This is a genomic window from Burkholderia sp. BE12, assembly GCF_002959955.1.
GTDB lineage: Bacteria > Pseudomonadota > Gammaproteobacteria > Burkholderiales > Burkholderiaceae > Burkholderia.
On the sequence record NZ_PREY01000030.1, the window covers coordinates 1 to 23018 of the forward strand.

General features: G+C 67.2%; 18 protein-coding genes and 3 tRNA genes. 12 read left to right on the forward strand and 9 right to left on the reverse strand.

Annotation, left to right across the window (positions count from 1 at the left end):
- Positions 1–226 precede the first annotated feature (226 nt).
- Together C4B30_RS27140 and C4B30_RS27145 are read left to right on the forward strand one after the other, a co-directional pair.
- Positions 227–313 (forward strand) — tRNA-Leu (locus C4B30_RS27140).
- A 181-nt stretch (positions 314–494) separates the two neighbouring features.
- A complete protein-coding gene (locus C4B30_RS27145; RefSeq protein ID WP_089500302.1) occupies positions 495–788 on the forward strand; it encodes a hypothetical protein in 294 nt (97 codons plus the stop codon).
- 104 nt (positions 789–892) lie between these two features.
- Here C4B30_RS27145 and C4B30_RS27150 read toward each other — a convergent pair whose 3' ends face one another.
- The 4 genes from C4B30_RS27150 to C4B30_RS27165 form a co-directional block, all read right to left on the reverse strand.
- Positions 893–1123, reverse strand: coding sequence for a membrane protein (locus tag C4B30_RS27150; protein WP_027784697.1), 231 nt, complete (start codon positions 1121–1123; stop codon positions 893–895).
- Positions 1124–1234: 111 nt separating this feature from the next.
- The gene (locus C4B30_RS27155) at positions 1235–2344 is read right to left on the reverse strand and encodes a class II histone deacetylase (protein WP_027784696.1); all 1110 of its coding nucleotides are present in this window, start codon (positions 2342–2344) and stop codon (positions 1235–1237) included.
- Between the two features lie 14 nt (positions 2345–2358).
- The gene (locus C4B30_RS27160; RefSeq protein ID WP_027784695.1) at positions 2359–3567 is read right to left on the reverse strand and encodes an MFS transporter; all 1209 of its coding nucleotides are present in this window, start codon (positions 3565–3567) and stop codon (positions 2359–2361) included.
- 21 nt (positions 3568–3588) lie between these two features.
- A complete protein-coding gene (locus C4B30_RS27165) occupies positions 3589–4635 on the reverse strand; it encodes a porin (protein ID WP_027784694.1) in 1047 nt (348 codons plus the stop codon).
- Positions 4636–4937: 302 nt separating this feature from the next.
- Between C4B30_RS27165 and C4B30_RS27170 the strand changes: the two genes are divergently transcribed.
- Together C4B30_RS27170 and C4B30_RS27175 are read left to right on the forward strand one after the other, a co-directional pair.
- Positions 4938–6089 carry a helix-turn-helix transcriptional regulator gene (locus C4B30_RS27170; protein ID WP_027784693.1) on the forward strand — a complete coding sequence of 384 codons (1152 nt, stop codon included), beginning with the start codon at positions 4938–4940 and terminating at the stop codon, positions 6087–6089.
- A 105-nt stretch (positions 6090–6194) separates the two neighbouring features.
- Positions 6195–7193, forward strand: a complete 999-nt coding sequence (locus tag C4B30_RS27175) for a 2-dehydropantoate 2-reductase (protein WP_027784692.1) — start codon at positions 6195–6197, stop codon at positions 7191–7193.
- A gap of 206 nt (positions 7194–7399) precedes the next feature.
- Here the strand turns inward: C4B30_RS27175 and C4B30_RS27180 are convergent, their stop codons facing one another.
- Together C4B30_RS27180 and C4B30_RS27185 are read right to left on the reverse strand one after the other, a co-directional pair.
- Positions 7400–7849 (reverse strand): MarR family winged helix-turn-helix transcriptional regulator, encoded by a 450-nt coding sequence (locus tag C4B30_RS27180; protein WP_027784691.1) that lies wholly within the window; start codon positions 7847–7849, stop codon positions 7400–7402.
- A gap of 62 nt (positions 7850–7911) precedes the next feature.
- Positions 7912–9057, reverse strand: a complete 1146-nt coding sequence (locus tag C4B30_RS27185; protein WP_089500301.1) for a glycerate kinase — start codon at positions 9055–9057, stop codon at positions 7912–7914.
- A gap of 391 nt (positions 9058–9448) precedes the next feature.
- On the opposite strand from C4B30_RS27185, the gene tig reads away from it, so the two are divergent.
- From tig to C4B30_RS27220, 7 genes are all read left to right on the forward strand, one after another.
- Complete coding sequence (tig, locus tag C4B30_RS27190; RefSeq protein WP_027784689.1) at positions 9449–10795, forward strand: trigger factor; 1347 nt, start codon at positions 9449–9451, stop codon at positions 10793–10795.
- A gap of 140 nt (positions 10796–10935) precedes the next feature.
- A complete protein-coding gene (gene clpP, locus C4B30_RS27195; RefSeq protein ID WP_006496351.1) occupies positions 10936–11589 on the forward strand; it encodes an ATP-dependent Clp endopeptidase proteolytic subunit ClpP in 654 nt (217 codons plus the stop codon).
- 164 nt (positions 11590–11753) lie between these two features.
- On the forward strand, positions 11754–13025 hold the full coding sequence (clpX, locus tag C4B30_RS27200; RefSeq protein WP_027784688.1) for an ATP-dependent Clp protease ATP-binding subunit ClpX: 1272 nt from the start codon (positions 11754–11756) through the stop codon (positions 13023–13025).
- 197 nt (positions 13026–13222) lie between these two features.
- Positions 13223–15646, forward strand: a complete 2424-nt coding sequence (gene lon / locus C4B30_RS27205; RefSeq protein ID WP_006489349.1) for an endopeptidase La — start codon at positions 13223–13225, stop codon at positions 15644–15646.
- Between the two features lie 220 nt (positions 15647–15866).
- Positions 15867–15942, forward strand: a tRNA-Val gene (locus tag C4B30_RS27210).
- A gap of 23 nt (positions 15943–15965) precedes the next feature.
- Positions 15966–16042 (forward strand) — tRNA-Asp (locus C4B30_RS27215).
- A gap of 183 nt (positions 16043–16225) precedes the next feature.
- Positions 16226–18163 carry a SurA N-terminal domain-containing protein gene (locus C4B30_RS27220; RefSeq protein ID WP_027784687.1) on the forward strand — a complete coding sequence of 646 codons (1938 nt, stop codon included), beginning with the start codon at positions 16226–16228 and terminating at the stop codon, positions 18161–18163.
- Between the two features lie 71 nt (positions 18164–18234).
- On the opposite strand, the gene C4B30_RS27225 is transcribed toward C4B30_RS27220, so the two are convergent.
- A complete protein-coding gene (locus tag C4B30_RS27225) occupies positions 18235–18909 on the reverse strand; it encodes an arylesterase (RefSeq protein ID WP_027784686.1) in 675 nt (224 codons plus the stop codon).
- Here C4B30_RS27225 and C4B30_RS27230 point away from each other — a divergent pair.
- Positions 18908–19609, forward strand: coding sequence for an ABC transporter ATP-binding protein (locus C4B30_RS27230; RefSeq protein ID WP_027784685.1), 702 nt, complete (start codon positions 18908–18910; stop codon positions 19607–19609). The two genes, C4B30_RS27225 and C4B30_RS27230, sit on opposite strands and share 2 nt — an antisense overlap.
- Positions 19610–19725: 116 nt before the next feature.
- Here the strand turns inward: C4B30_RS27230 and pgi are convergent, their stop codons facing one another.
- Together pgi and C4B30_RS27240 are read right to left on the reverse strand one after the other, a co-directional pair.
- Positions 19726–21348 (reverse strand): glucose-6-phosphate isomerase, encoded by a 1623-nt coding sequence (gene pgi, locus C4B30_RS27235; RefSeq protein ID WP_027784684.1) that lies wholly within the window; start codon positions 21346–21348, stop codon positions 19726–19728.
- Between the two features lie 111 nt (positions 21349–21459).
- Entirely contained in the window at positions 21460–23004 is a 1545-nt protein-coding gene (locus C4B30_RS27240) for an NAD(P)H-hydrate dehydratase (RefSeq protein WP_027784683.1), read from the reverse strand.
- Between the last annotated feature and the right edge of the window lie 14 nt (positions 23005–23018).

Below are 23018 nucleotides of genomic sequence, written 5' to 3' on the forward strand. Positions count from 1 at the left end.
GGTTCGGGGGACGCGCGGCGGCGCGCTGCCGAAACGTCGAGCGCGGCATTCTAGCACCGCGGCACGACGGGCGCCGGCGGGGCGAGACAAGGCCGCACGGATCGGGTAGAATCTCGCGCTCGCCTGATCGGGCGTGCCGGTTTTCGGGCTGGCTGACGTGTCCCGAGCGGTCCCGGGCGCGTGGAGCACGCATCTTGCGTCCCGTGCGGTCAGGCGACGGAAATGCGCGTGAGTGGCGAAATTGGTAGACGCACCAGGTTTAGGTCCTGACGCCCGCAAGGGTGTGCCGGTTCGAGTCCGGCCTCACGCACCAGAAGTCGAACGTGTCCCCGTCGGGGGCGTTCGCGAAAAAGCGCTGCCGGTCGGCTGACCGCAGCGCTTTTTTATTGACGCCGGTTTCGTCGCCCGGCATCCGGCCTCGTCCGACAAGCCGGCCGCGTGTAATATCGTGGCCACTTTTCGTACAAGCAGTACAACGACACAAGGGGCCGCCGATGAAACACACCGTACGCATCCCGATTTCCGTTCTCGCGCTGCTGCTGGCCGCGCCGGCCTTCGCCAATACGCCTGCCGACAACGTCGCGTGGAGCGCCACACCCGTGAAGACGGTTGCATCGTCGTCCGCATGCTCCGCGTACTCGGGGCGTGTGATGTCGAGCGGCGAGCCGCTGTCGACGGAGGGTGTGTTGAAAGCGCTCGGCACGTCGCTGGCGGGCGCCGCGCTAGGTGCCGTCGCCGGCGGATATCAGGGCGCAGCCCCCAATCCGTGCCCGCGTCCCGGCCTGTGACTCGCTGGCACGCGGATCGCGGAGCGTACCGCTTCGGTTGAAACGAGCGCGATACGAAGCGCCTCGCGTCGCTCGACCGCGGCGCTTCGTCGTTTCCGGCACGCCTATTCCCAGAAGCTGCGAATCGCGACGGCCACGATCACCGGCACCGAGAACACCAGCGGAATCGCGAAATACTGCGCTTCGCGATCGACGATCCAGCTATAGATCACCCACGCCGCGCCGATCGCGAACGTGATGAGGCCGACCGTCACGGCGGCGATGTTCAGGGCCAGCTTCGACGGCTGGCGGCGCGTTTTGGCGGTGTCGTTGTTATCGCGCGGGGACGATTTCATCGGAAAAGTGCGGCCTCGGGCCGGAACAGGGGTAAAGACACAGGAAACCCCATCCGTACCGATCGCGCAAGGGCCGGCGCATGCCGGCCCGGTATCGTTTGTCAGCGCGCGTTACAACCCGAACGACACGGCCAGTTCGTCGAGCAGCTCGCGCTGGAACGCGACGAACCGCTCGCCCGGCTGCTGCGCGATCGCCAGGTCGAGCATCGGATCGGCGACCTCGGTGCGCACGCCGGCCAGTTCCTCGACGATCGCCAGCCCGCAGAACGGTACGTACGCCTCCGAATAGCCGCCTTCGTGAACGATCACGAGCCGCCCGCCGCAATGGCGTTGTGCGGCTTCTTTCACCGCACGGGTCATGAACCGGTAGCTGTCGGTATGCAACTGCATGCGCGCGAGCGGATCGACCGCGCTCGCGTCGAGGCCGCTCGCGATGACGATCAGCTCGGGGCGGAAACGCGCCAGCGCCGGCAGCACGATCCGCTCGAACGCATACCGGTATGCGTCGTCGCCGCTGCCCGCGAGCAGCGGCACGTTCAGGTTCGCGCCGACGCCGGCGCCTTCGCCGCGATCGTCCGCGCCGCTGTAGCCGGGCGGGAAGCAGCGGTCCTGGTGCAGCGAGATCGTCAGCGTATCCGGATCGTCGTAGTAGATCGACTGCGTGCCGTTGCCGTGATGCACGTCCCAGTCGATCACCGCGACGCGCTCGATGCCGTACTTCGCGCGGGCAGCCTCGATCGCGATCGGGATGTTCGCGAGCATGCAGAAGCCCATCGGGCGGTCGCGCAGGCAGTGATGGCCGGGCGGCCGCGACAGCGAGAACGCATTCGCCGCGCGCTCGCCGACGACCGCATCGACCGCCGCGATCGCGAGACCGGCCGACAGCGCGGCGATCTCGTAGCTGCCCTTGCCGAATGGCGCGAGATCGCCGAGGTCGCCGCCGTTCGCGTCGCTCAGCGCGCGGAACGCGTCGAGATAGTGCGCCGGATGAATGCGCAGCAGGTCGGTGGTGGTCGCGGGTTCGGCGCCGTGCAGGTCGAGCCGCGCGGCCAGGCCCGACGCCTGCACGAGCGACAGGAAGCGGCGCTTCGAATCGGGCGATTCCGCGTAGCCCGCGCTCGACGGGGGCTGGACCCAGCCGCCGACCGGGAAGAACAACGCGTGCGTGCCGCCGGTATGCCAGAAAGTGCGTTCGTCGGTGAAAAAGGCAGTGCGATTCATGGATGCGTGACCTGTCACGGTTGGGAGGAAACGGAAGGGCGCGCGCGGCGATCGATGTGGCGCAGCGCGGCGAACGACACGATCGCGACGGCCGTCGCGGCCGCGAACAGCGCGCGCATCGTGCCGCCGGCGTCGAGCATCAGCCCGGCCAGCAGCGGGCCGGCGGCGAGCGCCGCGCCGATCACGAAGTTCAGTGTCGCGACGAGGCGGCCCGACGTGTCGATCTGCGCGACCGTCGCGAGAACGAACGGCAGCACGAAGGTCCACGCGAACTTGAACGCGAAGATCGCCGCGCTGTAGCCGCCGGTGTCACGCATCGCGGCGAGCGCGACGAGCGACGCCGCGAGCAGCGCGTAGCCCGCCGCCAGCATCGCGCGCCGCGCGAGCCGGCCGCCCGCGCACGACGCGAGCGCCGCGCCGGCGATCCCCATCACGCTCGCGATTGCGAGCACGTTGCCGGTCGACTGCGGATCGAGCCCGGCCTCGGCCGCCGCGCGGCTCGCGAACGTCCATACGCTGCCGATCGCGAGATAGAACGTCAGCACCGCGCCGATGGCGAGCACGACGAAGCGGCGCGGCGTCGGCGGCGCGTCGCCGCGCGCCGTATATGCGGATGCCGTCCGCGTGCCGAGCGACGACGGAAAGCCGCGCGACAGCGGCGCCGCGAGCAGCGCGAGCACGGCGAGCGCGATGTACAGCGCGCGCAGCCCGAACGCGGCGAACACGTGCGGCAGCACGAACAGGCCGATCGCGCCCGCGATCAACTGGCCGACGACCCACAGGCCGTACACGCGGTCGCTGTTCCTGCTCGTCGCCGCGCTCGTCATGCAGAGCACCATCAGCGAGCCGCCGCCGAGCGCGGTGATGGCGCGCAGCGCGAGCAGCGCGGCAAACCCCGGCATCCACAGCGCAGTCAGCAGGTTGCCAGCGCCGAACAGCGCGACGGCGAACGCCGCTACGCGGCGTGCGTCGACTCGTCCGAGCCACAGGTACGACGGCACGGTCGCGAGGCTGAACGCGCCGAGTTCGACGAAGAAGTAGGTGCCGATCTGCGACGCGGACAAGCCGAGCTGCGTGGCGAGCTGACCGGCGACGGCGGGCGCCACGAGCAGCAACAGCGGCGTGATGGCCGCGAACACGACGAGCGCGACGAGCGTCGAGCGCGCGAACGTCGACGCGCGGCCGTCGGGCGGGAGGGCGGCATCGGGGGAGAGGGTTTTCATGGCGGGATCTCGTTGGGGGAATCAGAACAGGTGGTACATGCCGACCATCGCGCCGAACTGCGACGCACCGGCGAGCGGCGTCGGGTCGTATTCGTAGACGGTCTGCGAGCTCTGGCCGCTGTTGCGCGCATAGCCGAGGTTCACGTATGCGACGGTGCGTTTGGACAGCGCGTACGTGGTGCTCGCGATGAACAGCGTCGGGTGGCCGATCGCCGGCGTGCGCGAATCGGTGTGGTAGACGCCCGCGTTCAGGCCGATCCCGCTCGACGTCAGGTAGCGCGCACCGCCCCAGACGATCGTGCGGGCCGCGTCGAGGTCGCCGGTCAGGCGTTCGACGCCCGCATACACGGTGAGCGGCAGCGTGGCGAACGCATAACGTGCGGCGAGCGTGCCGAGTTCGCGGCGCCGCGCGGACGCATCGGCCGCCGCCGATACGTCGCCGTGCGCCTGATGCAGCACCGCGCTCGCCGACAGGCCGTTGCTCGTGTACTGGCCGCCGAGCTCGAGCACGCGCCCGGCGCGCGTATTGCCCGCGACGCCGGAGGTCGCGGCGAGCGCTTCGACGTCGAAGCCGGCGAACGTCGGCGACTGGTATTTGACCGAGTGGTCGATGAAGTTCGCGTTCATCGGCACGAGCACGCCCTGGCCGCTGTACGACCCATACCAGAGCGGGTCGTAGAACAGTGTCTTGTCGAACAGCACGCTGAACTGGCGGCCGAGCGTGACGGTGCCCACCGGCCCAGCGATGCCCACGTATGCACCGCGGAAGAACGCGTAGCCGCGCACGGTCGGGGCGCCGTCGTTGACGTTGAAGCCCTGTTCGAGCTTGAACAGCGCCCGCCACCCGCCGCCGAGATCCTCACGGCCCTTGATCCCGAACTGCGAAGGCAGGATGCCGTAGTTCTGCAACTGCACGGCCGAATGGTGCCCGTCGGCGTGCGTCAGGTATTGCACGCCGGCGTCGAGCGCGCCGTACAGCGTGAGGGTGGACTGCGCATGCGCGGCGGCACCGCACACGGCAAGCGTCGCGGCGGCCGCGGCCGTGCGGATGAAGTGGGGTCTCGTCACGTGGGGTTCTCCATACCTTCCTGCATCGGTGCGTCGTTGGTGTCATCGCGACGCAGTGTCCGCAGCGGGAAAACCGTCGAACAGTCGTCCAGATGAACGGTGCGGAAAACCCGCGGTGCGCGGCGTGAACGCCGCGCGATGCCGCCGCGCGCCGTGCTGCGCAGCAGCAACGTGCGATGTACCGTTCAAATGGATGGGGCTGGCGAGCGTTCCGGCGTCGTGGCCCGCCAAAAAAGTCGCTCGCTATAATCGGCCGGTGTCGTTGCGCACATCAGCAGCCCGACCGGACAGGAGAGCGGAAGGTGAGGATCACGACGGATATCGGGCAGGATCTCGACGCGCTGCGCGACGTGCCGGCCGCCATCGTGCTCGACGAACGCGCGTGGCCGCCGCTGCCGTCCCGGCGTGCCGATTTCGATGGCGTCACGCGCGGCGACGCAGCGCAGCGCGCACTCGGGCTGATGCTGCTCGACCTGTACGCGGTGGCCGCGCAGTCCGCCATCGGCGAATTCGAATACCGGTTCTTTTCGCTGCTGCAGGCGCTCGTTCCGTTCGATGCCGCGTGGACGGGCGTCGCGACCCATGTGCCGACCGGCCCGGTGATGCACAACAGCTTTTTGTACCGGTTGCCGCACGCGTTCTTCACCGACTGGAAGCGCGTGCGCGATTGCGACCCGCTCGCGCACCGCACGTTGCACGGCGCGCACGGCCGCGCGGTGCGGCTGTCGGTCGTCGAGCCGGGGCTCGATGGGCGGTTTCGCGACTGGTGCGTGAAGTACGGGCTCGCGCAACTGATGTTTGTGTGTACGCTCGATCGCCGCTTCGGCCTGACGACGTTCGTGTCGATCTACCGTCAGGGCCTGAACCGGCCGTTCAGCGACGACGACGCGCATCGTTTCGAGGAAGTCATTCCGCATCTCGCGGCCGCCTTGACGATCAATCGCGCCGCGCAGCTCACGCGCGAACGCGAGCGCGCCGACACGGTCGCGCCGGCGGCGCGTGCGCTGTGCGACAACTTCGGTGTGCTGCACCATGCCGATCACGGTTTCGACGACGTGCTGCGCACCGAATGGCCGGCCTGGGTCGGTGCACGCGTGCCGGAGCCGCTCGTCGCGCACCTGCGGCGCCAGCCGGGCCGGCCGTTCGTCGGCGACGCACTGCGCATCCAGTGCGTGCCCGTCGCGGGGCTGTTCCAGATCGAGGCGCGGCCGCGCTCGCTGCTCGACCGGCTGAGCCCGCGCGAGCTCGCGGCGATCCGCTATTACGGCACCGGCCGTTCGCACAAGGAAGTCGCGCAGCAGATGGCGATCTCGCCGACGACCGTGCGCCACTATCTGCGCTGCGCGTACCGCAAGCTCGGCATGCACGACAAGAGCCAGATCGCCGGCGTGCTCGGCGCGAGCAGCGGCGCGATCGACGACGAAGCGGTGGAAGCGGGCGGCATGCCGCGCTGAGAGGCACGAGCGCGTACCGCACGATCCGCGGTACGCCGCCTGAAAGGTTGTGCCCGCAACCATTGAGCGTTATGCTCGTCAGCTCCCGGGAGACGGAATTTCATCATGAACGACACGAATTCAGGGTCGGTGCGCGCGGCGGTGGTCGGGGTCGGCGCGATCGGCGGATTGCTCGCGGCCGCGTTGTCGAAAGCCGGCATGACCGTGAGCGCATACGCACGCGGTGCGACGCTCGATGCGCTGAATACGCACGGCGTGCGCGTGATCGACGAGGCGGGCGCAACCGCGTCGGTGCCGGTGCGCGCGAGCGACGATGCGGCCGCGCTCGGTGTGCAGGACTACGTGGTGATCGCGCTGAAGGCGCAGGCGCTGCCGGCGCTGGCCGCGCGCATTGCGCCGCTGGTCGGGCCGGATACGGTGATCGTCGCGGCGATGAACGGGCTGCCGTGGTGGTTCACGCACGGGCTCGAAGGGGCGCTCGACGGCGTGCCGCTCGATGCGGTCGATCCGGCCGGTGCGGTGTCGGCCGCGTTGCCGCCCGCGCAGGCGATCGGCTGCGTCGTGCACCTGTCGTCGAGTACCGACGCGCCGGGCGTCGTGCGCCGCGGGCGCGGCAACCGGCTGATCGTCGGCACGCCCGATCCGCGGCTCGATACGGCCACGGCGCGGTTCGCCGCGGCGCTCACGGCCGGCGGTTTCGACGTCGAGTCGACGCCCGCGATCCGGACCGAGATCTGGACGAAGCTGTGGGGCAACATGAACATGAACCCGCTGAGCGCATTGACCGGGTCGACGGCCGAGCAGTTGCTCGACGATCCGTTCACGCAGGATCTCGCGCTGCGGATGATGGAGGAGGCGGCTTCGATCGGCGCGAAGCTCGGCTTGTCCACCGGGATGAGCGGCCCCGAGCGGATCGCGGTCACGCGCAAGCTCGGCGCGTTCAAGACGTCGATGCTGCAGGATTTCGAGGCGGGGCGCTCGCTCGAGATCGGGCCGATCCTCGGCGTGTTTCCGGAACTCGGCCGCAAGCTTGGCGTGCCGACGCCGTACTGCGACGCGGTGCTCGGATTGTTGCGTCAGCGCGCGGCGAACAGCGGGTTGTAATGCACACGAGGCCGCTGAATTAGCGGCCGTCGGCAACGCCGGCAACGTGACCCCGCGCGCTTCGCGCGATGCCGCCGCATGATGCAAGACAGGCCGCCCGGATCGCGCGTGACGCGACCCGGGCGACCTGTACGATTCCTCGGATCAATGCTGCCGGCAGTGCTCGGCAAACCGGCGAACCGGCGATGCCGAGGCCGACATTCGGCTCAGTCGTCGCGTTCGACTGCGTGCGCAACGACCTTGTCGAGCAGCCGCTCGAACGTCTGACGTTCGCTGTCGGACAGGCACGCGAGCAAGCCGTCGTTCCACTTGCGCACGATCGGCATGATCTTGCGATGCAGCGCGCGGCCGTCAGGGGTCAGCGCGATCAGCACGATCCGGCCGTCTTCCTCGCTCGCGCTGCGCTCTAGCAGCCCCTGACGCAGCAGGGCTTCGGCCGCGCGGCTTGCCTGGCTCTTGTCGAGATTGGTGTGGCGCGCGAGATCCATGATCGAGAACGGGCCGAACGCGCCGACGGCGGCGATCACGCGCGCCTCGGGCAGCGAGATGTCGAGCTTGTGCCGGTACACCTCGCCGATCCCGCGGTCGGAACGCTTCGTGAGCGCATGGAGGCGATAGGTCAGAAACTGATCGAGCCCGGCTGAACGGCCTTTCATGTCGAATCCTGAAGAAAAAGGGCGGGCCCGATTGTTCCTGTATCGCGCGCTCGGGTCAACGGTCAGTGTGCACCGTACTTCAGGCGTGTCAACTGTTCTGCTTCGTTCGCGAGCAGGTTGGCCGCGTCGCGGATCGCGACGTCGAGCGTGATCGGCCCGGGCGCCGGCGAAAAACAGCCGGCGAAATGCTCGGACAGGCGCGGCAGCGCGGCCGGGTCGACCGCGCCCGACAGCAGCGATGCGCTCACGCCGGCGGCCCGCGCGTGGCGGCACGCGATGAACGGCGCCTTGCCGTGCAGCGTCTGCACATCGGAGCGGCCTTCGCCGGTGATCAGCCAATCGGCGCCGGCCAGGGCGGCGTCGAGCCCGACCTGGCGCGCCACCACTTCGGCACCGGCCTCGAAGCGTGCACCGAGCATGTGCAGCGCGAAACCGAGGCCCCCCGCGGCGCCCGCGCCCGGCAGATCGCGGCCGCGGCGGTCGAGCGCGGCTTCGAGCAGGTCGGCGAAGCAGGCGAGGGCCGCATCGAGGAGCGCGACCTGCGCGGCCGTCACGCCCTTTTGCGGACCGAACACGGCGGTGGCGCCATGCGCGCCCGTCAGCGGGTTGTCCACGTCGGACATGCCGACGAATTCCGTTTCCTTCAGACGCGGATCGAGCCCCGACGCGTCGATCCGCGCAATGTCGGCGAGCCGCGACGGCACGGGCTCGACCGGCTGGCCGCCCGCGTCGAAGCACTGCAGGCCGAGGCCCGCGAGCAGCCCGGCGCCCGCGTCGTTGGTGCTGCTGCCGCCGAGCGCGACGAAGAAGCGGCGCACGCCGTCGTCGAGCAGCGCGCGGATCGCCTCGCCCATTCCGCGCGTGCTGCGCGCGTCGACCGGCACGCTCATGCCGACCGGGTCGGTAATGCCGACGATCTCGGCCGTCTCGACGATCGCGGTGCGCGCATCGATCACGCCCACCGCCGCGTCGCGCGCCGCCAGCGACGCGCCGGCCACCCGCAGCGTGCGCCGCGTGCCGCCGCCCGCCAGCATCGCGTCGAGCGTGCCTTCGCCGCCGTCGGCCATCGGGCAGCAGCGCACCACGGCGTCGGGCCGGGCGCGGCGAATGCCGGTGGCGATCGCGTCCGCGACCTGCTCGGCGGAAAGCGAGCCTTTGAACGAATCGGGCGCGATGACGACGACAGGCGCGGACGGGTGTTGCGGCATGGTGTCTCCGGAAGGCGTGATTGGTGTGAAGAAAGAAGAGTCGGGCCACGCAGGTGGCTCACACGCTATCGGAGCTTACAGGATGGTGGGCCCGGGGTGGATACGCCGTTCGGCATAGCGGCGATCCGCGTGCAGGGTCGTGCGACGGGCCGTCGATGGAGCGGGACACACGCGAGTCGCGCCGATCTGGCGGTACGAGGAAAATTGTTTGCTAGAATAGTCGATTCTTCCGGCCAAAGCCGTGCTCCGAGCCGCTTGCGCTAGCCATTCGGCGCGTGCAGGGATGGCGTGGCGCTCCGGCGCGGCGTGTGAGTGCGACGCACCTCACGCTGCAGGCAGGCACGGCAAGGAAAACCCGATTCGCTCGAATAATTTTAGGACGATTGAAGCCATGGCTAACGTTGTTGAGAACCTCGGCAAGCTTGAACGCCGCGTGACGATTTCTTTGCCGAAAGACACCGTGCAGAAGGAAATCGACGCCCGCATCCAGAAACTCGCGAAGAACGTTCGCATGCCGGGTTTCCGCCCGGGCAAGGTGCCGCTGAAGATGGTCGCGCAACAGTACTCGGGTCAGGTCGAGGCGGAAGTGCTGAGCGACAAGATCGGCCAGGAATTCTTCACGATCAGCCGCGCGGAAAACCTGCGCGTCGCCGGCCAGCCGAGCTTCGAGCCGAAGCAGGAACAAGCCGAAGATGCGTACGCGTTCGACGCGACGTTCGAGGTCTACCCGGAAGTGAAGATCGGCGATCTGGCGACGGCTGAAGTCGAACGCTCGACGACGTCGATCGGCGACGCCGAAATCGACCGCACGCTGGACATCCTGCGCAAGCAGCGCGTGCACTACCACGCACGCGGCGAAGCCGGCGAGCACGGCGACGGCGGTGCTGACACCGCGGCGACGGACGGCGACCGCGTGACGGTCGACTTCGTCGGCAAGATCGACGACGTCGCGTTCCAGGGCGGCACGGCCGAAGATTTCCCGTTCGTGCTCGGCGAAGGCCGCATGCTGCCGGAATTCGAAACGGCGGCGCTGGGCCTGAAGGTCGGCGAACAGCGTACGTTCGACCTCAAGTTCCCGGATGACTACCACGGCAAGGACGTCGCCGGCAAAACGGCGCAGTTCACGGTCACGATGAAGAAGATCGAGTGGCCGCACCTGCCGGAAATCGACGCCGAATTCGCGAAGTCGCTCGGTATCGAAGACGGCGACCTCACGAAGATGCGCGCCGAGATCAAGGAAAACCTCGAGCGCGAAGCGAAGCGCCGCACGCAGTCGATCGTCAAGAACCAGGTGATGGACGCGCTGCTGAAGATTTCCGAACTCGACGTGCCGAAGGCGCTGATCGAGCAGGACCAGCAACGTCTCGTCGAAATGGCTCGCCAGGACCTGGCGCAGCGCGGCGTGCCGAACGCGAAGGACGCACCGATCCCGGCCGAGATGTTCGCCGAGCAGGCGGAGCGCCGCGTGAAGCTGGGCCTCGTGCTGGCCGAGCTGGTGAAGTCGAACGGCCTCGAAGCGAAGCCGGAACAGATCCGCGCGGAAGTCGACGAGTTCGCGAAGAGCTACGAAGACCCGAAGGAAGTGGTCCGCTGGTATTATTCCAACCAGCAGCGCCTCGCCGAGATGGAAGCGTTCGTCGTTGAAAGCAACGTCGTCGATTTCGTGCTGGGCAAGGCCAAGGTGACGGACAAGGAAGTGAGCTTCGAGGCACTCGCGAGCGCATCGGCGCAAGCGTAAGTGTCGCTCTAGCGGCGTGCCGGCTGTCGGAGCGACGGCCCGCACGCCGTTTTTACGTCAAGCGCACGGTTGCCATTAATATGGCGATTGAGCGGGCGGCTTCCTACCGTTCAATTTTCCATTCGAACAAGGTTCATTGAATGATCACTCGCGCTGAATTGCTGGACATGCTTGCTTCGAACGCGCCGCAGGGTTTCGAGGCGCAAGCGCTGGGGCTGGTGCCGATCGTCGTCGAAACGAGCGGCCGCGGCGAGCGTTCGTACGATATCTATTCGCGTCTCCTGAAGGAGCGCCTGGTGTTCATGGTCGGCGAAGTGAACGACCAGACCGCCAATCTCGTGGTCGCGCAATTGCTGTTCCTCGAGAGCGAGAATCCCGACAAGGACATCAGCCTCTACATCAACAGCCCGGGCGGCTCGGTGTCGGCCGGGATGGCGATCTACGACACGATGCAGTTCATCAAGCCGGACGTGTCGACCCTGTGCATGGGCCTCGCGGCCAGCATGGGCGCGTTCCTGCTCGCGTCGGGTGCGAAGGGCAAGCGCTTCGCGCTGCCGAATTCGCGCGTGATGATTCACCAGCCGCTGGGCGGCGCGCGCGGCCAGGCATCCGACATCGAGATCCAGGCGCGCGAGATCCTCTACCTGAAGGAACGGTTGAACAACCTGCTCGCGCAGCATACGGGCCAGGACGTCGAGCGCATCGCGCGCGACACCGACCGTGATAACTTCATGTCGAGCGAGGACGCGAAGGCGTACGGGCTGATCGATCAGGTGCTGCTGAAGCGCCCGTAAACTTAAGTGGGGTGCCGCCCCGATTCGCGCGGCGCCCCTGCTATGTTCCGCACGCCCCGAGCCTCTGCGGCAAGCGCATCCGGCCGGCTCCGGTCGCGCCCTAGGCGCGGCGTTCGGAGCATTCGGCGTATCATGTCATTTACCTGTCCGGAGGCTCTACATTCATGGCGGACAAAAAAGGTTCGAACAGCGAGAAGCTGTTGTATTGCTCGTTTTGCGGGAAAAGCCAGCATGAGGTGAAAAAACTCATCGCGGGCCCGTCGGTGTTCATCTGCGATGAATGTATCGACCTTTGCAACGAGATCATTCGCGACGAAGCGGCTGCCGCCGGCGTCGAGGCCAGCCTGTCCCGGTCGGATCTGCCGAGCCCGCAGGAAATTCGCGACATCCTCGATCAGTACGTGATCGGCCAGGAGCGCGCGAAGAAGATCCTCGCGGTGGCCGTGTACAACCACTACAAGCGCCTGAAGCATCTCGACAAGAAGGACGACGTCGAGCTGTCGAAGAGCAACATCCTGCTGATCGGCCCGACGGGCTCCGGCAAGACGCTGCTCGCGCAGACGCTCGCGCGGTTGCTCAACGTGCCGTTCGTGATCGCCGATGCGACGACGCTGACCGAAGCCGGCTACGTCGGCGAGGACGTCGAGAACATCATCCAGAAGCTGTTGCAGAACTGCAACTACGAGGTCGACAAGGCCCAGCGCGGGATCGTCTACATCGACGAAATCGACAAGATCAGCCGCAAGTCGGACAACCCGTCGATCACGCGCGACGTGTCGGGCGAGGGCGTCCAGCAGGCGCTGCTGAAGCTCGTCGAGGGCACGATGGCGTCGGTGCCGCCGCAGGGCGGCCGCAAGCATCCGAACCAGGATTTCATCCAGGTCGACACGACCAACATCCTGTTCATCTGCGGCGGCGCGTTCGACGGTCTCGAAAAGGTGATCACCGATCGTACCGAGAAAACCGGCATCGGCTTCGGCGCGACGGTCAAGAGCAAGCAGGAACGCGACGCGGGCGAAGTGCTGCGCGAAACGGAACCGGAAGATCTGATCAAATTCGGTCTGATCCCCGAATTGATCGGCCGCCTGCCGGTGGTCGCGACGCTCGGCAAGCTCGACGAAGTCGCGCTGATGAAGATCCTGGTCGAGCCGAAGAATGCGCTCGTCAAGCAGTATCACAAGCTGTTCGCGATGGAGCGCGTCGAGCTGGAAATCCGGCCGGGCGCATTGCAGGCAGTCGCCCGCAAGGCGATCCGCCGCAAGACCGGCGCGCGCGGTTTGCGTTCGATCATCGAACAGGCGTTGCTCGACGTGATGTACGAGCTGCCGACGATGAAAGGGGTCAGCAAAGTCATCATCGACGAGAACGTCATCGATGGGGACGGCAAGCCCTTGCTGATCTACGAGGACACGCCGAAGGTGGCGGGTTCGAACTGACCGGCTTGCCGACGATGTTCAGCGAAAAAGGCCGTTCATGAGTCCGTGGGCGGCTTTTTTTCGTTTATCTTGTGGGTAACTCTGACTCGACACGCGGTGGTTACTTTCTTACCGAATATTTCCCGCACTTGAAGGCTTGCAATTCGTTGTGGCGGCCTCAATTACCGAACAATTGATTCCACTCATGGGGAAATGAAATGTCAGGCACCCAACTTCTCCCGCCGGAACGCATCACGCTCCCGCTGCTGCCGCTGCGGGACGTCGTCGTTTTCCCGCACATGGTCATTCCGCTCTTCGTGGGCCGGCCGAAATCGATCAAGGCCCTCGAAGCAGCGATGGAAGGCGGCAAGCACATCATGCTCGTCGCCCAGAAAACCGCGGCCAAGGACGAACCGACCGAAAAGGACATGTACGAGGTCGGTTGTATCGCCAACATTCTGCAGATGCTGAAGCTGCCGGACGGCACCGTGAAGGTGCTCGTCGAGGGCCTGCAGCGCGCGAAGGCGTTGTCCATCGAAGAACAGGAGACGCAGTTCTCCTGCGAAGTGATGCCGCTCGAGCCCGATCACGCCGACAGCGCCGAGACGGAAGCGCTGCGTCGCGCGATCGTGTCGCAGTTCGACCAGTACGTGAAGCTGAACAAGAAGATCCCGCCGGAGATCCTCACGTCGCTGTCGGGCATCGACGAAGCGGGCCGTCTCGCCGACATGATCGCCGAGCGCCTGCCGCTGAAGCTCGACCAGAAGCAGCACATCCTCGAAATGTTCCCGGTCATCGAGCGCCTCGAGCACCTGCTCGCGCAACTCGAAGCCGAGATCGACATCCTGCAGGTCGAAAAGCGCATCCGCGGGCGCGTGAAGCGCCAGATGGAAAAGAGCCAGCGCGAGTACTACCTGAACGAGCAGGTCAAGGCGATCCAGAAGGAACTGGGCGAAGGCGAGGAAGGCGCGGATCTCGAGGAACTCGAGAAGCGCATCAACGCCGCGCGCATGCCGAAGGAAGCCAAGAAGAAGGCCGACGCCGAGCTGAAGAAGCTGAAGCTGATGTCGCCGATGTCGGCGGAAGCCACCGTCGTGCGCAACTACATCGACACGCTGATCGGCCTGCCGTGGCGCAAGAAGAGCAAGGTCAACAACGACCTGTCGAACGCCGAGCAGGTGCTCGACGAGGATCACTTCGGCCTCGAGAAGGTCAAGGAACGGATCCTCGAGTATCTCGCGGTGCAACAGCGCGTGGACAAGGTCAAGGCGCCGATCCTGTGCCTCGTCGGGCCTCCGGGCGTCGGCAAGACCTCGCTCGGTCAGTCGATCGCCCGTGCGACGAACCGCAAGTTCGTCCGGATGGCGCTCGGCGGCGTGCGTGACGAAGCCGAGATCCGCGGCCACCGCCGCACGTATATCGGTTCGATGCCGGGCAAGATCCTGCAAAGCCTCGCGAAGGTCGGCGTGCGCAATCCGCTCTTCCTGCTCGACGAAGTCGACAAGATGGGCATGGATTTCCGCGGCGATCCGTCGTCGGCCCTGCTCGAAGTGCTCGATCCGGAACAGAACCACACGTTCGCCGACCACTACATCGAAGTCGACTTCGACCTGTCGGACGTGATGTTCGTCGCGACGTCGAACTCGCTGAACATCCCGCCGCCGCTGCTCGACCGGATGGAAGTGATTCGTCTGTCGGGCTATACGGAAGACGAGAAGGTCAGCATCGCGCAGCGTTACCTGCTGCCGAAGCAGAAGAAGAACAACGGGCTGAAGGAAGGCGAGATCGACGTCACCGAGCAGGCGATCCGCGACATCATCCGCTACTACACGCGCGAAGCCGGTGTGCGTTCGCTCGAGCGGGAAGTGTCGAAGATCTGCCGCAAGGTCGTGAAGATGCTGCTGCTGAAGAAGGCATCGGGCGCGATCAAGGTCGATGGCGAGAACCTCGATACGTTCCTCGGCGTGCGCAAGTACGACTTCGGCCTCGCGGCGAAGGAAAACCAGGTCGGTCAGGTGACGGGCCTCGCGTGGACGGAAGTCGGCGGCGATCTGCTGACGATCGAAGCCGCGGTGATGCCGGGCAAGGGCAACGTGATCCGCACGGGTTCGCTCGGCGACGTGATGAAGGAGTCGGTCGAGGCCGCACGTTCGGTCGTGCGCTCGCGTTCGCGTCGTCTCGGTATCAAGGACGAGGCGTTCGAGAAGCAGGACATCCACATCCACGTGCCGGAAGGTGCGACGCCGAAGGACGGTCCGTCCGCCGGCGGTGCGATGACGACCGCGCTGGTGTCGGTGCTGACGGGTATTCCCGTGCGGGCCGATGTCGCGATGACGGGCGAAATCACGTTGCGTGGCGAAGTGCTGCCGATCGGCGGGCTGAAGGAAAAGTTGCTGGCGGCTCACCGCGGCGGCATCAAGCTCGTGCTGATTCCGGAAGAGAACGTGAAGGATCTCGCGGACATTCCGGACAACGTGAAGAACGCGATCGAGATCGTGCCGGTCCGCTGGATCGACAAGGTGCTGGAGCTCGCGCTCGAGCGTTCGCCGACTCCGCTGCCGCCGGAAGAAGAAGCGAAGGCAGCAGCGCCGGTCGGCGAGGCGGCGAAGGATGCCGGCTCGACGGAAGTCGTCAAGCACTGAGGCCCTGAGCACCGTCGTGGCCGACGGTTGTTCACGAAACCCGCGGCGGTGTCCGCGGGTTTTTTTATGTGGATCGGAATCGTGCGAGGGAATCGTGCGAGCGCGTGCGTTAAAAAAATCACGCAGCAGGCTTGGCAAAATGATCGGGGATGAATTAAACTTGCGGGCTCGCTGATTGTTGATGCGGAAACGCAGATCGCAGTCGGAACGAATCGGAAACGGGTGCTTAGCTCAGCTGGTAGAGCGGCGCCCTTACAAGGCGTAGGTCGGGGGTTCGAACCCCTCAGCACCCACCAGTTTCACGATTCAGCCAGACCAAGGAGCGGTAGTTCAGTCGGTTAGAATACCGGCCTGTCACGCCGGGGGTCGCGGGTTCGAGTCCCGTCCGCTCCGCCAAACAAACAACAATGCCCGCCTCGTGCGGGCATTGTTGTTTGTGCGTTCGGTTTTGCGCCCGCTTGCGGGCGCGTGACTGCGGAGTGGAGGAAGCCGCTTGCGGGTTCGTTCCGTGCCCGCTTTTCGCCCGTCCCACCCCGTATGTTGTAATATCGGACGTTTTGTCCAATTTTCCCGTCACGCATGCTCGATTTCTTCCGTAATCACCAGCGCCTGATGATGGCGCTCCTGCTCTTGATCGTATTGCCGGGGCTGGGTTTCGTCGGGATCCAAGGCTTCCGCGGCTTCTTCGACGACAGTGCGAACGTCGCGGCAGTCAACGGGCACAAGATCACGCGGGTCGAATTCGACGGCGCGTTCCGCCAGCAGATCGACCAGGCGCGCCAGGCGCTCGGCGGGCAGTTCGACATGAAGATGTTCGACACGCCCGAGCATCGCAAGCAGGTGCTCGATGGCCTGATCCAGCAACGCGTGCTGGCCGACGAGACGCAACGCCTGCACCTGACCGCATCCGACAACGCCGTGCGCGACGCGCTGATGAGCGACCCGATGATCGCGTCGCTGAAGAAGCCCGACGGCACGATCGACGTCGAACGCTACGCGCAACTGCTGTCGTTCCAGGGGATGACACCCGAGCAGTACCAGGAGCGCGTGCGTTACAGCCTCTCGCTCCAGCAGATTCCGGCGAGCATCGTGTCGAGCGCGTTCACGCCGAAGAGCCTCGCGCAACGCCTGTCCGAACTCGCCGCGCAGCAGCGTGAAGTGCAGGCGCTCGTGTTGAAGGCGAGCGACTTCGCGGCGAAGGTCCAGCCGACCGACGCGCAGCTCACCGCGTACTACGACGCACACAAGCAGAGCTTCGCGACGCCGGAAACCGCGACGATCCAGTACCTCGTCTATTCGCCGGCCGCGGCGGCCGCGAGCGCGCAGCCGACCGAGGCGGACATCAAGAAGTTCTACGACGACAATCCGACGCACTTCCGTACCGAAGCACAGGTGCGCGTGAGCCACATCTTCATCGCCGCGCCGGGCAGCGCCAGCGCGGCCGACAAGGCGGCCGCGAAGGCGAAGGCCGAGCAACTGCTCGCCGACGTGAAGGCGCACCCGGACCAGTTCGCGCAGATCGCGCAGAAGAACTCGCAGGACGCGCCGTCGGCAGCGAAGGGCGGCGACCTCGGCTTCATCACGCGCGGCTCGACCGCGGGCGGCAAGGCGTTCGACGATGCGGCGTTCTCGCTCAAGCAGGGCGACGTGAGCGGGATCGTGCAGTCGGATCTCGGTTTCCACATCCTGAAGGCAACCGAAGTGAAGCCGGCGATCGTCAAGCCGTTCGCGGACGTGAAGGACCAGATCGCGGTCGACCTGAAGCAGCAGTACGCATCGAAGGCGTTCTCGGACAACGCGGAAGGCTTCACGTCGACCGTCTACGAAAAGGCGAAGACGCTGCAGCCGGCCGCGGACAAGTACAAGCTGACGATCCAGACGGCCACCGTCACGCCGGTGCCGAATCCGCAGTTGCCGCCGACGAGCCCGTTGAACAATCCGAAGTTCCTGGCCGCCGTGTTCGCGAACGACGCGGTGAAGAACCAGAACAACACGCAGGCGATCGACGTCGGCAACAACACGCTGATCTCGGCGCGCGTGACCGAGCACAAGCCGGCGGCGGTGCCCGCGCTCGACACGATCAAGGACGTCGTGCGCCAGAAGGTCATCGCCGAGCAGGCCGCGGAACTCGCGAAGAAGGACGGTGCGGCGAAGCTGGCCGAACTGCAGAAGTCGAAGTCGACCGACGGGCTCGCGGCCGCGCAGAAGGTGTCGCGCACGCAGGCGCAGGGCTTGACGCCGGCTGCGCTGAGCGCGGTCTACAAGGTCGATGCGAAGACGCTGCCGGCTTACGTCGGTGTCGACCTCGGCGCGGACGGCTATGCGATCTACCGTGTGAACGCGGTGATCCCCGGTTCGGCGGTCGATCCGCAGCAACTGGCGGCCGCGCAGCAGCAGATGGCGCAGGTCGACGCGCAGAGCGAAGGCGAAGCGTACCTCGCCGCGCTGCGCGATCGCTCGAAGGTGAAGCTGTACGGCAGCACGACGGCCGGCCAGCAGCAGGACGGCGACAACTGAGCATCGTTTTGCCCGCAACCATCAAAAAGCCCCGCTCGAAGCGGGGCTTTTTGTTTTCCGGTGCGCCGCGCTCAGCCGTGCGGCTTGCCGAGCAACGGCTTCAGCGCCGGCCACACGTTGTCGAGCAGAATGCGCTGGGCCTGCTGCGCGGGATGCATCTGGTCGGCCTGGAACATTTCGGGCTTGTTCTCGATGCCGGCCAGCAGGAACGGCACGAGCGGCACGCCGAGATCTTTCGACAGCCGCGTATAGACCGCATGGAACTTCTGCGTGTAATCGGGGCCGTAATTGGGCGGCACGTACATGCCGACCAGCACGACTTTCGCCTGGGTGCGCCGCGCGCTCGCGATGATGTCGCGCAGATTCTGCTCGGTCGTCGCGAGCGGCACGCCGCGCAGCGCATCGTTCGAACCGAGCTCGACGACGACGATCGAGGGCTTGAGCCGCTGCAGCACCGCGGGCAACCGCGCACGGCCGCCGCTCGTGGTGTCGCCGCTGACGCTGGCGTTCGCGACGCTATAATCGATTCGCTCGGTCGAAAGCCGTTGCCGCAGCAGCGACACCCAGCCGGTGTCGCGCGGCAATCCGTATTCGGCCGACAGGCTGTCGCCGAGCACGACGATCACGGGCGGGCTCGATGCCGGTGCCGTCGCGGCGCGCGCGGGCACGGTGACGGTGACGGCCAGCAGGGTGCCCAGCAGCGCGGCGGCCGCCGCGCGTCTTTTCCAGCGAAATGTCGTGTCCATGTTCAAGATTACCGATCCGATCATCGAAGTCCATGACGTGTGCAAACGGGTTGCCGATGCAACGGGCGAGCTGACGATCCTCGACGGCATCACGCTCGCCGTGCAGTCGGGCAGCAGCCTCGCGATCGTCGGCGCGTCGGGCTCGGGCAAATCGACGCTGCTCGGCCTGCTTGCGGGGTTGGACAGCGCGACGAGCGGCACGGTTCGCCTGCTCGGTCGCGCGCTCGACCAGCTCGACGAGGACGAACGCGCGGCGCTGCGCAACGGCGCGGTCGGATTCGTATTCCAGTCGTTCCAGTTGATGCCGCACCTGACGGCGCTCGAGAACGTGATGCTGCCGCTCGAACTGCAGGGCGGCATCAGCGCGCGCGACGCAGCCGACCGCGCGCGGGCGCTGCTCGTGCAGGTGGGGCTCGGCGAGCGTACCGCGCATTATCCGAAGCTGCTGTCGGGCGGCGAACAGCAGCGCGTCGCACTCGCACGCGCGTTCGTCACGCGCCCGGCGATCCTGTTCGCCGACGAGCCGACCGGCAGCCTCGATGCTGCAACCGGACACGCGGTCATCGACCTGATGTTCGAACTGAACCGCACGCATGGCGCGACGCTGGTGCTCGTCACGCACGATGCCGAACTCGCGCGCCGCTGCGCAACGACGGTGACCATCGACGCCGGGCGCATCGTCGCGCCGCACGCGGCTTAGCGCAGCGCGTGAATGTTCGTGCCGGCCGCGCGGCGTGGATTGCGCGGCCGGCACGGGCATGACGCCGTCGCGTCAGCGCTTCAACGGCTTCAACGGCTTTAACGGCTTTAACGGCTTCAACGCTTGAGCGCCGCGCGGGCGCGCTCGATCAGCGCCGTGGTCGACGAGTCGTGCTTCGCCGGATCGACCGATTCGGCCGACAGGTCGGCTTCGACGACCTTGCCGAGAATCTTGCCGAGCTCGACGCCCCACTGGTCGAACGGATTGATGTCCCACACCGTCGCCTGCACGAGCACCTTGTGCTCGTAAAGCGCGATCAGCGCACCGAGCGTGCGCGGCGTCAGCGCATCGACGAGCAGCGTCGTGGTCGGGCGGTTGCCGGGGAACGTCAGGTGCGGCGCGAGCGCTTCCTTGCCGGGCCCGGCGACCTTGCGCGCTTCCTCGAGCGTGCGGCCGAGCATCAGCGCCTCGCTCTGCGCGAAGCAGTTCGCGAGCAGCTTCGGGTGATGGCTCGCGAGCGGATGCTCGGGCGTCAGCACCGCGATGAAGTCGATCGGCACGATCGTCGGCCCCTGGTGCAGCATCTGGAAGAACGCATGCTGGCCGTTGGTGCCCGGCTCGCCCCACGTGACGGCCGAGGTCGGGTAGTCGACGAAGGTGCCGTCCAGGCGCGCGGATTTGCCGTTGCTCTCCATTTCGAGCTGCTGCAGGTACGACGGCAGGTAATGCAGCGCTTCCGAATACGGCGCGACGAGATAGCTCTGCGAGCCGAAGAAATTCCGGTACCAGATGCCGATCAGGCCGAGCAGCACCGGCAGGTTGCGCTCGAGCGGCGCTTCGCGGAAGTGACGGTCCATGTCGTTCGCGCCGGCCAGCAGCTCGTCGAACTGTTCGGGGCCGACCGCGATCATGATCGACAAGCCGACCGCCGACCACAGCGAATAGCGGCCGCCGACCCAATCCCACATTTCGAACACGTTGTCGGCGGCGATGCCGAACTTCACGACTTCGGCCGGGTTCGCCGACACGCCGACGAAGTGCTTCGCGAGCGCATCCTCGGGGCAGCCGCGCGCGACGAACCAGTCGCGCAGCGAACGTGCGTTCGTCATCGTCTCGAGCGTCGTGAAGGTCTTCGACACGATGATCGCGAGCGTTTCCTCGGGATCGACCTGTTCGAGCACGCGTGCGAGATCGGCGCCGTCGACGTTCGACACGAAGTGGGTCGTGATGTCGGGCGTGGCGACGTGGTGCAGTGCATGCACGACCATCTTCGGCCCGAGATCGGAGCCGCCGATGCCGATGTTGATCACGTGGCGGATGCGCTTGCCCGTATGGCCCGTCCACGTGCCGCTGCGCACGGCGCGCGCGAACGTCGCCATCTTCGCGCGCTCGGCGCTCACCTGCGCGTGGAACGGCGCCTGCGGGTCGGTCGCGCGCAGCGCGGTGTGCAGCGCGGCGCGGCCTTCGGTCGGATTGACGATCTCGCCCGCGAACATCGCGTCGCGGCGCGCTTCGACGCCCGCATCGCGCGCGAGCTGCACGAGCAGGCGCAGCGTTTCGTCGTCGATGCGGTTCTTCGAGAAATCGGCCGCGAGACCGCCGCCCGGAATCGTGAAGCGTTCGGCGCGGGTCGGCGCGCGGTCGTTTTCCGGCGCGAACCAGTCGCGCAGCCGCGCGTGGCGGATCTGTTCGAAGTGGGATTGAAGGGCAGTCCAGGCGGGGAGCGATTTCAGCGTCATGGCGGTTCGAGTGAAGCGTGAATCGGGAGGAATGCCGCGCCGGCTCATCGGGATCGGAAAGCCGGCGGACGAGAAGGCCCGCCGTGCGGCGGGGCAGTCAGTATAGCGGCGTTACGTGTCGGCGCGCGGCGACGGATAAAAAAGGCGATTGATCAGCGTGCGCACCATCGGCGCGAGCTCGCCCGCGGTGAGCCCGGCCGGGCCGGTGCCGTTTGCGGTCAGCGTGTCGGCCGCGAGGCCGTGCAGATAGACGCCCGCCAGCGCCGCCTCATACGGTGCGACCCGCTGCGCGAGCAGCGCGCCGATCAGGCCGCCGAGCACGTCGCCGGTGCCGCCGGTGGCGAGCGCCGCATTGCCGGTCGGGTTGATCGCCACCCGCCCGTCGGGCGCTGCAATCACCGTGCCCGAGCCTTTCAGCACGACGACGCCCGCGTAACGGGCGGCGAGCGCCTGCGCGGCCGCGACGCGGTCGCGCTGCACGGCTGCCGTGTCGCCGCCGAGCAGGCGCGCGGCTTCGAGTGGATGCGGTGTCAGTACGCACGGATTGCCGCGCGCGCCGCGCCTGACGACGGCGGCCGCGAGGTCCGCGTGCGTCGCGACGAGGTTCAGCGCGTCGGCATCGAGCAGCGTCGCGATGTCTTGCGCGAGCACGTCGCGTACGAGCGTCGCCGCGGCCTCGCGCGTGCCGAGCCCGCAACCGGCCGCGATTGCGGTCATCGTGCCGAGGCCGAGGGTGTCGGCCGGATGCAGCATCAGCTCGGGGAAGGGCGGATCGTACGGCGGCGCGCCCGCGCCCAGAAAGCCGACGTGCACCTTGCCGGCGCCCGCGAACAGCGCGGCGCGCGCGGCGAGGATCGGTGCGCCGCACATGCCCGTGTCGCCGCCGAGCACCGCGAGGCTGCCGTACGTGCCCTTGTGGGACGCGAACGCGCGCGCGGGCAGCGCCGCGGCGAACAGCGAGGGCGCGTTCAGCACGATGGCCGGGGCGGCGGGCGGCGCGACGTCGAGCGACGCGACGTGGATCTCGCCGGCGAGATCGCGGCCGTCGCCCGTGTAGAGGCCGGGCTTCGCGCCGATGAAGGTGAGTGTATGGGTGGCTGCGACGGCGACGCCCGCGCCGACGATCCGGCCCGTGTCGCTGTCGAGCCCGCTCGGCACGTCGAGCGCGAGCACGCGGCCGCCGTCGCGCGCATGGGCGGCGATGCGTGCGGCCTGCTCGGCGAACGTGCCGTCGAGCGCGCGGCCGAGACCGATGCCGAACAGCCCGTCGACGACCCACGCATAGCCTTCCAGCGACGCGGGCGGGGCGGCCGACAACGGCACGCCTGCCGTGCGCGCGACACCGAGTGCCCATTGCGCGTCGTCCGGTTTGACCGGCACCGGCATCCAAGCATGCGTCGCGACGCCGAGCTGCTGGAGCTGCGCGGCGGCCACCAGCGCGTCGCCGCCGTTGTTGCCGGGGCCGACCGCGAACCAGACGGGGCGATCGTCGCCGGCGACGCGCTCGGACAGCCAGCGCGCGGCGGCGGCGCCGGCGCGGCCCATCAACGTGTGCGGCGGCAGCGCGGCGGTTGCATCGGCTTCGGCCGCGCGCAGGTCGGCGACGCGCAGCAGCGCGATCGGATCGGAATCGGGAAGCGGGCGGGTAACGGTCATCGCGGGATCGTGGC

What these genes read in the sequence shown, in the direction of transcription:
- tig (WP_027784689.1), top strand. Translation starts at nt 9,449, where the DNA reads ATGGCTAACGTTGTTGAGAACCTCGGCAAGCTTGAACGCCGCGTGACG.
- C4B30_RS27185 (WP_089500301.1), bottom strand. Translation starts at nt 9,057, where the DNA reads ATGCCGCAACACCCGTCCGCGCCTGTCGTCGTCATCGCGCCCGATTCG.
- C4B30_RS27230 (WP_027784685.1), top strand. Translation starts at nt 18,908, where the DNA reads ATGTTCAAGATTACCGATCCGATCATCGAAGTCCATGACGTGTGCAAA.
- C4B30_RS27160 (WP_027784695.1), bottom strand. Translation starts at nt 3,567, where the DNA reads ATGAAAACCCTCTCCCCCGATGCCGCCCTCCCGCCCGACGGCCGCGCG.
- C4B30_RS27150 (WP_027784697.1), bottom strand. Translation starts at nt 1,123, where the DNA reads ATGAAATCGTCCCCGCGCGATAACAACGACACCGCCAAAACGCGCCGC.
- lon (WP_006489349.1), top strand. Translation starts at nt 13,223, where the DNA reads ATGTCAGGCACCCAACTTCTCCCGCCGGAACGCATCACGCTCCCGCTG.
- clpP (WP_006496351.1), top strand. Translation starts at nt 10,936, where the DNA reads ATGATCACTCGCGCTGAATTGCTGGACATGCTTGCTTCGAACGCGCCG.
- C4B30_RS27220 (WP_027784687.1), top strand. Translation starts at nt 16,226, where the DNA reads ATGCTCGATTTCTTCCGTAATCACCAGCGCCTGATGATGGCGCTCCTG.
- C4B30_RS27225 (WP_027784686.1), bottom strand. Translation starts at nt 18,909, where the DNA reads ATGGACACGACATTTCGCTGGAAAAGACGCGCGGCGGCCGCCGCGCTG.
- C4B30_RS27175 (WP_027784692.1), top strand. Translation starts at nt 6,195, where the DNA reads ATGAACGACACGAATTCAGGGTCGGTGCGCGCGGCGGTGGTCGGGGTC.
- C4B30_RS27180 (WP_027784691.1), bottom strand. Translation starts at nt 7,849, where the DNA reads ATGAAAGGCCGTTCAGCCGGGCTCGATCAGTTTCTGACCTATCGCCTC.
- clpX (WP_027784688.1), top strand. Translation starts at nt 11,754, where the DNA reads ATGGCGGACAAAAAAGGTTCGAACAGCGAGAAGCTGTTGTATTGCTCG.
- C4B30_RS27240 (WP_027784683.1), bottom strand. Translation starts at nt 23,004, where the DNA reads ATGACCGTTACCCGCCCGCTTCCCGATTCCGATCCGATCGCGCTGCTG.
- C4B30_RS27155 (WP_027784696.1), bottom strand. Translation starts at nt 2,344, where the DNA reads ATGAATCGCACTGCCTTTTTCACCGACGAACGCACTTTCTGGCATACC.
- C4B30_RS27145 (WP_089500302.1), top strand. Translation starts at nt 495, where the DNA reads ATGAAACACACCGTACGCATCCCGATTTCCGTTCTCGCGCTGCTGCTG.
- pgi (WP_027784684.1), bottom strand. Translation starts at nt 21,348, where the DNA reads ATGACGCTGAAATCGCTCCCCGCCTGGACTGCCCTTCAATCCCACTTC.